The following is a 12,753-nucleotide window of genomic DNA, read 5'->3' as shown; positions in this document are numbered from 1 at the left end:
ACATGACAACAAAGTTGCACAAATGCAGAGAGGGCCCGCATTGTGGCCCTCTCGAATTTACTAACCCATTGTCATAAAAGGCTATTTTAACACCACCATACGAGCCGGTATCATGAAGCTGAAGCGACTGCCAAGGCCGACACGACTTTCAATCTCGAGCTGACAGTCATGATGACTGAGGGCATGCTTGACGATGGCAAGGCCGAGTCCGGAGCCACCGGTGTGGCGGGAGCGGGCCTTGTCGACCCGATAGAACCGTTCGGTCAGCCGCGCCAGATGCTCGGGGGCAATCCCCTCCCCCTCATCCCTCACGGCAAACAGCGCCATTGCCCCCTGCTTGCGCCACTCCACGCTGATCTTGCGCCCTGCCGGTGTGTAGTGGATGGCGTTGTAGACCAGATTGGAGACGGCGCTGCGCAGCTGCTCCTTATCCCCGCGCACAAACAGGTCTGGCTGCACCATGAATTCGATCTGGTGGGCCCGTTCGCCCGAGAGCGCCCGCGCCTCCTGCTCCAGCAGTCCGAGCATGGCAGGCATGTCCACCAGATGGGAGAGATCAACGGTCGGTGCCGCCTCGATGCGCGACAGGGTGAGCAGCTGGTTGACCAAATTGTCCATCCGGATGGTCTGCTCCATCATCACCCGGTGCGCCTTGGCCCACATGGCAGGCGGGGGCGGATCTTCAGTCATCTCCAGATAGCCCTTGAGCACGGTGAGCGGAGTGCGCAGCTCGTGGGAGACATTGGAGACAAAGTGCTTGCGGGTCTTCTCCAGACTGCGCAGGCGGGTGACATCGCGTACCACCAGCATCGCCTGATCGGAGGCGTAGGGCATAATGCGAAACTCGAGAAACTTCTCTTCGTTGATCGGAGAAGTCATCTCCAGTGGTTCATCATAGCTCCCCTTCCCCAGATAGGCGGCAAAGGCAGGATGGCGGATCAGGTTGCCAATGTGCTGACCTGCATCTTCCGGCCAGCGGAAACCGAGCAGTTGCTCTGCCAGCCGGTTGCACCAGAGGATGCTGCCATCTTCGCGAAACACCACGGCCGCATCGGGCAGCGCCTCGGCCCCCTCCCGAAAGCGGCGGATCAGCCCCGCCAGCTCGCGCCGCCGAGCCCGGTGACGCTGTTGCAATTTGTAGATCCCGTTGAAAATGTGCTCCCAGCTGCCACTGCCGTTAGGTGGTACCAGGCTGCGGTCGTGCCACAGCCAATCAGACAGCCGCTTCTGAAAACGGTAATGCCAGCCCAGATGCAACACTGCCGCCACCAACAGGCAGAGGGCAAGATGATCAATCAACCAGCCAACCAATGCGAAGGGGGCGTAGAAAAACGCCATTCGCCACAACTGTCGCCGCCAGGCGTAAGGTTGCAACATAACTGCCTCTAGAGACGGGTTGAGAAGCGGTATCCGGCTCCACGCACCGTCTGGATCAATCTGTCGTGCCCTGTCTCTTCAATCGCCTTGCGCAGGCGCCGAATATGCACATCCACGGTTCTGTCCTCGACGTACACATTGGTACCCCAGACATTGTTGAGCAACTGCTCACGGCTATAGACCCGCTCGGGGTGAGTCATGAAGAAATGCAGCAGCTTGAATTCGGTCGGCCCCATGTCGAGCGCCTTCTCCTCGGCACTGACCCGGTGGGAGACGGGGTCCAGCTTGAGCCCCTGCACCTCGATCACCTCGTCTACCGAGGTGGGGGAGACTCGGCGCATCACCGCATGGAGGCGAGCGGTGAGCTCCTTGGGCGAGAACGGCTTGGTGATATAGTCGTCGGCACCGGCCTCCAGACCACGCACCTTGTCCTCCTCCTCACCGCGGGCGGTGAGCATCACCACCGGGATCTGGCGGGTCACCTCATCCTGCTTGAGCTGTTTGATAAACTGGATGCCACTGCCGCCTGGCATCATCCAGTCCAGCACGATAAGTTCCGGGTAGGGTTCACGCACCTTCGCCAGTCCGTCGGCGAAATCTTCCGCTTCAATCGTCTCATACCCCTTCTGCTCCAGCACGAAACAGAGCATTTCGCGGATCGGTGCTTCGTCCTCGACCACCAGAATTCGCTTAGCCATTCCCTTCTCTCTCCTCTGTGAAGATGGGTGCGCCAATTATTAGAATTTTCTGTGACACTTTTATGACTTTATGACAGGCGGGATGATAAACGTTTTCAGATTCAGTTGGCAGCAGCGCGTTGCAGCAGGTCCCAGCGGTTGCCACTGATATCCTCGAACACTACCACGGTGCCGTAGGACTCCTGTCGAGGCTGTTCACAAAAATGGACACCATACTGCTGCATCCGCCGGTAATCCCGCCAGAAGTCATCGGTCTCGAGGAACAGAAATACCCGTCCGCCACCCTGTTTGCCAATGGCGGCCAGCTGCTCCGGGGTCGCAGCCCGCGCCAGCAGCAACGAGGAACCCGAGCTGCCAGCGGGAGCAACCCGCACCCAGCGTTTGCCCGGTTTGCCCGGTTCGTCGAGCCGGGTATCTTCCAGCAGCGCAAACCCCAGCCCCTCGGTGAAAAAGGCGATAGCCTCGTCATAGTCGGCCACCAGCAGGGTCAGGGCACCAATAGATTGTCTGGTCATCTTGCTCTCGTCTTTAACATGTCATGCTACCGCCCTCAATGCGCCACTACCCGGTTGCGTCCCTGCGTCTTGGCCTGATAGAGCGCCTCGTCGGCACGTTTGAGTACGCATTCCCATGGCTCTCCCCCCCGCTCGGCCACCCCGAACGAAGCGGTCACCCGCAAGGCCAGCGGCCAATGGGGAGATGCCTCCAGCAGGGTACGCAGCCGCTCGGCCAGGATACACGCCCGCAACTCATCGTAATCAAGGCAGACCAACACAAACTCCTCTCCCCCCCAGCGCACCAGATGGCAGAGGGGATCGCAGTGGCGCAGGATCTCGCTGACCAGCAGTTTGAGCACCTCGTCTCCCACCGGATGGCCATGGCTATCGTTGATCTGTTTGAAGTGATCCACATCGATATAGACAAGAGTGCAGGGCTGCTCACCTATCTCGAGCAGCAGTCGCTCACCGCCGAGCCGGTTGAGGGCGCCGGTCAGGGCATCATAACAGGCCTCCTCGCGGGAGCGGCGATTCTCTTCACTCAAGGTCCGGTTGAGCGCCTCGGCCTCCAGTTTGGCCTGATGGGCATGCTGCAAGCGCTGCTTCATCAAAAGGTGGTTGATCAGAAAAACGGTACAACCGTAAAGAAACCAGACAAACAGGATCAGCCGATAGAAGAGGGTGGCATCGAGCCAGCTACCGTGAAACTGCAGCGCTTCGATCACCACGCCATGCTTACCGGGCGGCATATCTGAACCAGCCATAACCTCTATGGCATAAACCCGATCCAGATTGGCCCCCTGCTGCTGCAACGGCACATTGTAACGGGTTATCCACCAGGTCGCCGGGGTAAACACATCCAGTGGCACCTCGTGATCCCGGCCGTAATCCGCCGGCCGAAAAATGATCTCGTTGAACTTGGATTGCTCAGGCTCATCAACCCGGTCATAGACCGGATTGTAGTTGCGCAGATACAAGCGCCAATCCTGCTCGCCAGCCCCGGTTACGCTCAAACGGATATGAAGTGTGCCAAAACGGGTCAGATTAATCCCCTTGTCACGGGGGGTCAGGGTGAGGATAAGGCCGCAACTTGGGTAGCTGGCCGGATTGGCGGTTAACGTACAGACCACTCCGGGATGATCATCCGCCGAGGGTTGATAGCGCACCGCCCCCGGCCCAGCATCCCGTGGCTGCTGCACTGTGATGGAGAGCGGCCACTCCTTGATATCGAGAACTCGCTCTGGCCCGAACTCGAACAGCAGGATGGCACAACCGGTGAGCACCAGCAGATACCAGAATAGTGACTCGGCCAAACGGGAACCGGACGCGATCATGCTTACCCTAACCCCTGAATATGAAGGCACAGCCATTCACTCGGGCAGACAACCGATCGTTGCTGCCAGATGGCCCATGATAACAGGGCTCTATGATAATCCCTGTAACGACAAGAAACAGGCTACTTATCATGGCATTCACACTGCATCGCTCCCGTTTTTTCCCATTAGAGCCCCCGTTCTGCCGATTGCTGGCGATAACGCTGGGGTGAACATCCCAGCTCCCGGTTGAACATGGCGATAAAGGCCGAGGTGGAGCCGTAACCGAGCCGCCAGCTGATCTCCTGAATGGGCATGTCCCCCTTGAGCCAGGCCAGCGCCTTGAGCAACCGCAGCCGCGCCCGCCACTGACCGAAACTCATCCCCAGCTCCCGCAGGCAGCGCCGCGCCAGGGTGCGCTCTGTGGTGTGCAGTTGTCCTGCCCACTGGGCCAGAGTACGGGGATCGGCAGGATCGCTGTGCAACGCCGCCAGCATGGGAGCCAGCAGCTTGTCCTGACTCATCGGCAGGTAGCTCTCCTGACAGCGGGTGCGCGCCAGTCGCTCCACCAGCAACTCGGCCTGACGCTGATCCCACTCATCCGCCATATGGCTTACCCGCCGTTCGCAAAAGTCGCTCAGCAGGGCGCGGATCAGCGGGGTGAGCAGTAGCAATCTGGGCTCTGACGGCAGCTTGGCCGCCAGCTCGTGGCTGACGTAGATGGAGGTGTAGTCGAGGGTCTGCTCGTTGTAGGAGGTATGGTCGAGCTCCGCCGGCACCCAGATCAGATAGTCGGCAGGGGCCACCAGTCGCTGATCACCCAGCTCTATCTCCATGATCCCCAGACTGATCATGTTGAGCTGGCCCCAGGGGTGGGAGTGCAGCACGGTCGCGCTGTCGGCCAGCATCTGCTGGTAACTGAAATAGAGCGGATTGGGAGCGGGCAGAACGACATCTACCGGCTGAAAGTGGTGAGTGGCCATCAGCGCCCCTTGTCAGCGAGAGAGAGGAGCAGGCGTGATGCAACGCCCTGTTGGCTCGGTCGCCGGCACAGGCCAAAAGCAGCCACCAGTTGCGGGCAGACGCAGCCCGTGTGGGCCGGAATAAGGTGCATCAGAAAGAGTTGTCTTTTCTGCTGGGTCATCTGTCTGTTTTACGCTACTTGATAATATAAAGACAAGGGTAGACTTGGCCCCCTGTTAATAAGGAGCCTCTGATGCGAATCTTTTCCCCTCTTCTCTTTCCGCTGATGGCGGTGCTGATCTGGGCTACCAATACCGTGGTTTCCAAGGCGGCCGCCAGCGTGCTCGACCCCGCGGCTATCTCCTTCTATCGCTGGGTGATTGCCGCCCTGGCGCTGACCCCCTTCTGTCTGCCAACCCTCTGGTGGCGACGCAGTGAGGTTCGCCCCTGGCTCGGCAAGCTGCTGGTGCTGGCGGCGCTCGGTATGGTGCTCTACCAGTGCCTCGCTTACTACGCTGCTCACAGCACTTCGGCCACCAATATGGGGGTGATTGGCTCCCTCATTCCACTGCTCACCCTGCTGCAAGGGGCGCTCTTCTTCGGCCAGCGTCCCGGCAAACAGGCACTGCTCGGCATGAGTATCTCCCTGTTCGGAGTGCTCTGGCTGCTTGGCAAGGGCGAACCGCTCGCCCTGCTCCATAACGGCATCAACCCGGGGGATGGCATGATGTTGCTGGGCTCCGCCAGCTATGCCCTCTACGGCCTGCTGATCCGCCGCTGGCACCTGCCGTTTGGCCCCTGGCTCAACCTCTACATGCAGATCCTGCTGGCCGTACTGCTGCTGGTGCCGCTCGCTCTCAGCGCCGACTCGATGGCGGTGCCAGCCGAAGGGTGGGGACTGGTGCTCTTCGCCGGGCTCGCCTCCTCCCTGCTGGCGGCTTACTGTTGGATGCGCGGCCTCGCCTGCATGGGCGCCGAGCGCACTTCGGTCTTTATGAACCTGATGCCGCTCTGTACGGCGCTGATCGCTGTCGTCGGCCTGGGCGAGCCGATCCACGGCTATCACCTGCTGGGTGGAGGGCTGATCCTTTGCGGGGTGATGGCCTCCCAGCTGAAGGGGCGTGCGCCGGTAGCCGAACGGGAAGCCGCCTGAGAACGTACATCGTCCGGAAACAACAAGGGAGCCCATGGCTCCCTTGTTGTTTCTGCAATACACGCCAGTGAGCACCTCAACCGGCCCGGCGCCAGCGGTAGCGCCGCTCCGGCCGCCCCCGCTGACCGTAGTTGAGATCTACATCCACCCGATCTTCCGACTCCAGATACTCCAGATAGCGGCGCGCCGTGGTGCGGCTGAGGGAGAGTCGCAGCGCCACCGTGTCGGTGGAGAAGACGCTCTCCGGCTCACCCGCCAGCAGATCCAGCACCTGACGCAGGGTGATGCTGTCGATCCCCTTGGGGGTGACACGCATCTCCTTGACCTGAGTGCGACCTCCCTTGCCCAGCAGCTTGTCGAGATCTTCCTGCTCCAGCCGACCCCGCTCGCACAGACGGCTGTGCAGTTGCAGGATCTCGTCCAGACTCTGCTGGATGCGAAACAGCCGCAATGGTTTGATGACGTAGTCATGAACCCCCAGGTTGAGGGCCTGCTGGATGGTCTCCACATCCCGCGAGGCAGTCACCATGATGACGTAGGCTTCGCGGTTGTGGCTGCGCAGGCGGCTCACCCACTCAAGGCCGGAGCCATCGGGCAGGGAGACATCCACCAGCAGCAGTTGGGGCACCACACCGGCCATCATGGCATCGGCCTGGGCCAGGGTGCCGGCCCGCCCCAGCAGGGAGAAACCGGATGTCGCCGCCACCAGTTCTGACAAGATGGCACCGATCCGATCGTCATCTTCAATAACAAGCGTGATTATTGGGTCCATGGCTCACATTAATTGGTTTTTATTCAAGTAGATACCAAACAGGGTGGTCTGCTCGGCGGTTCGCCGCCATTCTATCACACCCTCGTGCCGACCCACGGTCTCCTTGACCAGGAACAGACCCACCCCGTGATCGCCGCTCTGGCGACTCACCCCGTAATCGAACAGATGATCGGCCAGCTCCTCGTCGACCCCCTCGCCGCTATCCTCCACCTCGATCACCAGTCGCCGCCCCACATCGCACAGAGAGAGCAGCACCCGCGGCGGCCGCTGCTGGCGGTTGCGCCAGGCCGCCAGCAGACCGTTGTCCAGCAGGTTGCCAATGAGGGTGATGAGATCGGCCGAGACCGAGGCCGGATACTCCGCCAGCGCCGAATCGGGATCGAGCTCCAGGGTCACCCCCAGCTCGCGGGCCCGGCTGAACTTGCCGAGAATAAGCCCCGCCACCGGCTTGTTGTCGATCAGCCGCAGCAGCTCCTGCAGCATGGTCTGGCACGCTTCGTTCTCCTGCTGGATCAGCTCCACCGCCTGATCCACATGGCCCAGCTGCAACAGACCGGAGAGGCTGCTCAGCTTGTTGGCAAACTCGTGGCTCTGCATCCGCAGCATCTCGGCATACTGGCGCAGATGGGTCACCTGCACCCCCAGACAGGCGGCCACCTCCGGACGGCTGAAGATCAGCAACCGCCCCGGCGCCTTGCCCTGCACCGCCTGCCAGCGACCGACAAAGGACTCCCCCTGAATGGTGAAGCTCACCTCGCCCCCCTCCTGCTCCAGACAGGGGGCAAGGGGCGGCACCAGCTCCGCCAGCGACTGCCCCTGCAGGGCATGGCGCCCGGTAACCGGCAGCCGCAGCTGATAGCTGGCGGTGCTGTTGATCATGTTGATGTTGCCGCGGCCATCGAGGGCAATCACCCCTTCGGTGATGTGCTCCAGCACCAGATCCTGCAGGGTGAAACGGCGCACGATTGCCTCCGGCTCCAGATCGAGCAGGGTCTTGCGCAGCAGATACTGCACCCAGAGCGCCAGCAGCAGGCCGCACCCCAGCACCGCAACGATGGCGCAGATGAGCAGGGCCACCCGCTCCATATAGATGCCCTCCACCTGCTGCATCAGGTAGCCCACCACCACGGCCCCCATGACGCGCCCATCCCCGCCAACCACCGGGGAGAAGCAGCGGATCGCCGGCCCCATGGTGCCCCGATCCTTGGAGCAGTAGCTGCGCCGCTCCTGCAGCGCGGGCCAGATATCCTCACCGCGAAACTTCTGTCCCACCAGCTCGGGGTTGGGGTGGCTGAGGCGGCGACCATGCTCGTCGGTTACCACCATATAGGTGGCATCGGTGCGGTTGCAGACCGCCTCCACATAGTCGCGCAGGGTAGGGTCACTGCCCTGACGCAGGGCCTCGACCACCCGGGTATCCGCCGCCATCACCCGTGCCAGATCGCTCCCCTTATCCTGCAGGTTGCTCTCCAGCAGATGACGGATAAAGAGGGCCAGCAGACTGCCCAGAATGAGGATCAGTAGCAGGGAGAGCCCGAGAGAGAGGGTGACCAACTGGTGGCGAAGTTTCATGCACATACCTTAAAACGTCAGGACGCAGCCCAATAGTGCGGATGCCACCAGGTCTGGTCAATCAAAGGTGCCGGATCGCCAACAAAATCGGCCAATCCTTCCTCGCGGACACAGAGCGCCACCGCTCTGGCGACGGCGCGGGCCACCTCTCCCACCTGCTCGATGGGGGGCAACAGCCGGCCCGCCACCAGCGGATAGACGCCGACAGCCCGCACCGCGGCCAGCAACATGCCATCGCTGATGCGGCGCGCCTTGACGGCGCAGGCCCCGAGACCAATCCCCGGGAAGACATAGACGTTGTTGCACTGGGAGACTACCCGCCGCTCCCCCGCCACCGTCACCGGCGCAAACGGGCTGCCGGTGGCCAGCAGGGCGCGGCCATCTGTGGCAGCCCATACCTGCTCGGGGGTGGCCTCGGCGCTGCGGGTCGGGTTGGAGAGTGGCAGGATCACCGGCTGATCGCACACCTCCCCCATCGCCTGCAACACCTCGCCAGTAAAGAGGCCGCCCTGACCGCTCACCCCGATCAGCACAGCCGGGCGCACCTGACGGATGATCTCCAGCAGCGAACTACTCCCCTCCTCAACGGCGCGGGCAAACGGCTGTTGGGCGCGAGTCAGGTTGGGACGATCGGCGCAGACCACCCCGTCCTGATCAAACAGCCAGACGCCGTTGTGACTCCCCGCCAGCTGGGCCAACATGGCGGCAATGCCGCAACCGGCAGAACCGGCACCGACGATCAGCACAGGGGCATCACTGAGGGCGGTCCCCGCTTGTTGCAACCCGGCCAGCACGCAGGCGGAGGCGACCGCCGCCGTGCCCTGAATATCGTCGTTGAACATGCAGAGCTCGTCCCGATAGCGGGTCAGCAGGTTGGCGGCGTGCTTGCCGGCAAAATCCTCAAACTGCAGCACCACCTGCGGCCAGCGCTTGCGAATGGCGGCCACCACCTTGTCCATGAAGTGGTAGTAGCTCTCGCCGTCGATCCGCTGGGCCTGCCAGCCGAGGTAGGAGTCATCCTCCAGCAGTTCGGGGTTGTTGGTGCCCACATCGACACAGAGCGGCAGGGTGCGTGCCGGGTTGATGCCGCCAGCGGCGGAGTAGAGCGCCAGCTTGCCGATGCAGATCCCCATGCCACCGATACCGAGATCGCCAAGCCCCAGCACCCGCTCGCCATCGGAGATGACGATCACGTCCACCTCCTGCTCCACCGACTCGAGGATGTCGTCGAGATCGTCCCGGTCGTGCCAGGAGAGATAGAGCCCGTGGCTACGCAGATAGAGATCGCTGTGGCGCTGACATGCCTCCCCCACCACCGGGGTGTAGATGATCGGCAGCAGCTCCGGCAGGTGGTGGCGCACCAGATCGTAGAAGAGTACGGGGTTGTCCTCCTGCAGCTGACGCAGCAGCAGATGCTGGTCAAACGGACTCTGCATGGCGCTGACCAATCGGTAGATCCGGCGTCGTTGTTGGGAGAGGGACTCCTCCTTATGCGGCATGCGGCCGCGTACACCCTGACGCTTGCGTTCTGCATAGGGCAGGCTGGTGCCCATCATGATGTCGTTCATCTTGTTTGTTCCTCAATCCGGTATCAGGCGAGCAGGGAGATAAGGGCGGTGGCCAGGATCAGCATCACGGCGCCGCCAAGGCGAGAGGAGATCTGGGCAAAGGGCATCAGCTTCATCCGCTGGGCCGCCGAGAGCACGGCTACGTCGCCGGTGCCGCCCATGTTGGCCATACAAAGTCCGCCGGTGATGGCCGCCTCGATGGGATAGAAACCGATCATCCGGCCCACCAGCGCCGCGCCGAGGGCGCCGCCAATCACGGTGACCATGACCAGCACGAAGTAGCTGATGGAGAAGGCGCTGATCAGTTCCGGAATACTGGTGTAGGCGACGCCGATCCCCACCAGCAGGGAGGGAGTGAGGTTGCTCACCACAAACTGATACCAGTCGGCCGCCGCCTGCTCATAACGGCGCGGCAGCAGGCCGCTCACCTTGATAAAGGCGACCGCCAAAATCATCAGGGCGAAGGGGTGCATGGGGATAAAGTTGCCAAGCAGGGAACCCAGCACAAACATGCTGGAGCTGATAAAAAGCCCCATACCCAGACTCTGCAGGGTCGGCGCTTCGGCCTGCTCATCGGCAATGCTCTGGCTACTCTCTTTAACCATCAGCTTGCCGTTGCCAGTCAGGGAGGGGTAACGGCGACCGAGCCGCGCCAGCAGGGAGCCCACCAGAATGGCCAGGGTATTGGCGATCACCACCGCCGGTACCATGCGCGACAAGAGATCCGCACTGGACATCTGCATCGGGCCGGAGAGGATCTCCACCAACGGCACCGCACCGGCGCCCATGCCACCGCCCATGATCGGCAGGCCGATCAGCAGCACCGCATTCTTGAAGCCATACCCCATCAGGGAGCCGACCAGCCCCACGCTCAGCAGCGCCAGTGCGACGCCACCAAGAATGACTGGCAGATAGCGCATGGCGGCATTTTTCAGCAAAGCGCCGCTCATGCCGAACACCGAACCTGTCACCAGACTGGCGATAAAGAAGTTGAGAAAGCCCCCCTCCTTCATGAAGTTGGTGATGACCTGTCCGGCCTGCACCGGCAGCAACTGGTACTCGAACAGGGCGGCGACGCCGAAGATGGCGAGGATGGTGCCGCCACCCAGATATTCGCGGATCGGCATGATCCGCTCCCCCAGCTCGGTCAGCAGGGTGCCCAACACGAACATCAGCGCCAGCGCACCGACCATGCCCAGCGGCAACGAGCCGTTCCAGCCGGAAAAGAGAACGCAGGTCGCCAACCCCAGAAATATAAAGAGCGGCATACCGGCAATTTGTTGGCCGCCCATAAAGGCGGCCTTTTCTTGTGTGGTTTGTAGGGGGGAGAGGTTTTCCATTGTTATGTACTCTGCGTGTGATTGTGGCCGCTACTTTATTGATCCCCCTCGCCCCTGTCGGTTAGCCAGATTGCAAAGCCATATAAAAACATTAAAAACTTAAACATCATGGTGCCGCCAACGTGCGCTGCACAATAGAACACCAGACCATCGATGCCCTGCTCGACCAGGAAATAGGGCGATAAAACGAGCGAACCCAATGATGGATATTTGGGTGATCAGCAGTAATAACGATGCGATGATCTCCCCCCTTCGGGGAAATAACAGAGCCAGATGACAAGCTCTGCGACCATTTATCGCCACAGATCCTGTGAGTGATAATCAGCGGGCAACGTCATCGCCATAACGCGAGTGCCACGGCTTGCCACATCAGGGTTTGAGTCGGCGTGCAGGAAGCACGCACGATGAAAAAGGGTGAGGAGAAAGATACAAAAAGGGGAGATTGAAATAGTGATGAGCCAAGCCAGCGAATACCAAAGCACTGGCTTGAACTCACAAGGATCACACACAGTCAGGTCTATTCTGCCAACAGCAATGGAATATTGGCGGGGTCAAAATCATGACTGATATCGGTACTTCTGATTGCGCCTTCCCGATTCACGCCATGGTGTGACTCTGCACCATATTCCCCATCACTCAACAGCGCTTCAATTGCCAGATACACACATCCACTGTCATATCCATCCACAACCCGTTCCCCCCCTTGTTTTATAACCACATCAATATTAGCGAATAAAAAAAGAGCTGCTCGCTGAAGCTGAAAATTTCATGAAAATAACCACTGGATATCCTCCATTCACGGCGCAATATCCGAATCGGCAAGAGGGCCTCGAGTGGATCAGCCCCGAGAATAATATCAGGGGCTCGAATGCTGCCAACTCGCACCAGCGAAAAATCCGACCAGAAACATGATCCGCATCACACTATTTACTTAGCCTGCTAAACAAGTATGATAGTTAGCAGGCTAAGTACATTGAGGATGAGAAGATGACGGATCTGGAAAGGTTGCGCGAGCTGTCGCTCGCCGAGCAGATAGCGCGGATGCACCGGCTATGGCGTACTGCCGCCGACCTGGAGCTGGCTCCCCTTGGCCTCACCCATCCCCGCTGGACCGCGCTGTGGAAACTCTCCCGCATGGGGAACCATGTCAGCCAGAAGACCCTGGCCGAAGCCCTCGAGATAGAGCTCCCATCCCTGATGCGCACCCTGGGCCAGCTGGAAGAGCAGGGACTGATTGAGCGCCACTGCTGCAGTCAGGACAAGCGGGCCCGCATCGTCTGCGTGACCCCGGCTGGCCAGACCCTGCTCGATCAGATCGCCGACCGCATCATGAATATCCGTCGGGAGCTGCTGGGGGGCATCGACGAGCAGACCCTGCAGCTGTTTGAAGCCACGGTGCAGCGGATCTCGGCCAACGCCCTCAGCAAAATTGAACAACACCACGACCGACAAGCCGGAGGCGATACAAGCCCTCCCGAGACCGACACAGAGAGAGAATAA

At 60.8% G+C, this 12,753-nt stretch carries 11 protein-coding genes; 2 read left to right on the top strand and 9 right to left on the bottom strand.

Annotation, left to right across the window (positions count from 1 at the left end; translation table 11 throughout):
- Positions 1-81: 81 nt before the first annotated feature.
- The 5 genes from phoR to G5221_RS05475 form a co-directional block, all read right to left on the bottom strand.
- Positions 82-1,377 (bottom strand): phosphate regulon sensor histidine kinase PhoR, encoded by a 1,296-nt coding sequence (phoR, locus tag G5221_RS05495; RefSeq protein WP_227341115.1) that lies wholly within the window; start codon positions 1,375-1,377, stop codon positions 82-84.
- Between the two features lie 8 nt (positions 1,378-1,385).
- Positions 1,386-2,075, bottom strand: coding sequence for a phosphate regulon transcriptional regulator PhoB (phoB, locus tag G5221_RS05490; protein WP_026457670.1), 690 nt, complete (start codon positions 2,073-2,075; stop codon positions 1,386-1,388).
- Between the two features lie 101 nt (positions 2,076-2,176).
- Positions 2,177-2,590, bottom strand: coding sequence for a VOC family protein (locus G5221_RS05485; RefSeq protein WP_167572379.1), 414 nt, complete (start codon positions 2,588-2,590; stop codon positions 2,177-2,179).
- 35 nt (positions 2,591-2,625) lie between these two features.
- Positions 2,626-3,906 (bottom strand): GGDEF domain-containing protein, encoded by a 1,281-nt coding sequence (locus G5221_RS05480; RefSeq protein WP_227341118.1) that lies wholly within the window; start codon positions 3,904-3,906, stop codon positions 2,626-2,628.
- 167 nt (positions 3,907-4,073) lie between these two features.
- A complete protein-coding gene (locus G5221_RS05475; RefSeq protein WP_227341120.1) occupies positions 4,074-4,868 on the bottom strand; it encodes an AraC family transcriptional regulator in 795 nt (264 codons plus the stop codon).
- A 233-nt stretch (positions 4,869-5,101) separates the two neighbouring features.
- Between G5221_RS05475 and G5221_RS05470 the strand changes: the two genes are divergently transcribed.
- Entirely contained in the window at positions 5,102-6,001 is a 900-nt protein-coding gene (locus G5221_RS05470; RefSeq protein WP_421262947.1) for a DMT family transporter, read from the top strand.
- Between the two features lie 76 nt (positions 6,002-6,077).
- Here the strand turns inward: G5221_RS05470 and G5221_RS05465 are convergent, their stop codons facing one another.
- Genes G5221_RS05465 through G5221_RS05450 form a run of 4 tightly spaced genes read right to left on the bottom strand, consistent with a single transcriptional unit; the run spans position 6,078 to position 11,253 of the window.
- The gene (locus tag G5221_RS05465) at positions 6,078-6,773 is read right to left on the bottom strand and encodes a response regulator (RefSeq protein ID WP_421262946.1); all 696 of its coding nucleotides are present in this window, start codon (positions 6,771-6,773) and stop codon (positions 6,078-6,080) included.
- Between the two features lie 3 nt (positions 6,774-6,776).
- Complete coding sequence (locus tag G5221_RS05460; RefSeq protein WP_227341121.1) at positions 6,777-8,345, bottom strand: ATP-binding protein; 1,569 nt, start codon at positions 8,343-8,345, stop codon at positions 6,777-6,779.
- Between the two features lie 17 nt (positions 8,346-8,362).
- Positions 8,363-9,913, bottom strand: coding sequence for an NAD-dependent malic enzyme (locus G5221_RS05455; RefSeq protein WP_227341122.1), 1,551 nt, complete (start codon positions 9,911-9,913; stop codon positions 8,363-8,365).
- A gap of 23 nt (positions 9,914-9,936) precedes the next feature.
- Positions 9,937-11,253 (bottom strand): 2-hydroxycarboxylate transporter family protein, encoded by a 1,317-nt coding sequence (locus G5221_RS05450; RefSeq protein WP_421262945.1) that lies wholly within the window; start codon positions 11,251-11,253, stop codon positions 9,937-9,939.
- 987 nt (positions 11,254-12,240) lie between these two features.
- Between G5221_RS05450 and G5221_RS05445 the strand changes: the two genes are divergently transcribed.
- Entirely contained in the window at positions 12,241-12,753 is a 513-nt protein-coding gene (locus tag G5221_RS05445) for a MarR family transcriptional regulator (protein ID WP_005349886.1), read from the top strand.

Origin of the sequence: Aeromonas sp. 602200 (assembly GCF_049173895.1) — a bacterium.
GTDB classification, from domain to species: Bacteria; Pseudomonadota; Gammaproteobacteria; order Enterobacterales; family Aeromonadaceae; genus Aeromonas; species Aeromonas veronii_A.
The sequence above is the reverse complement of the archived record's forward strand: the minus strand, read 5'-3'. Positions and strand labels throughout refer to the sequence as shown.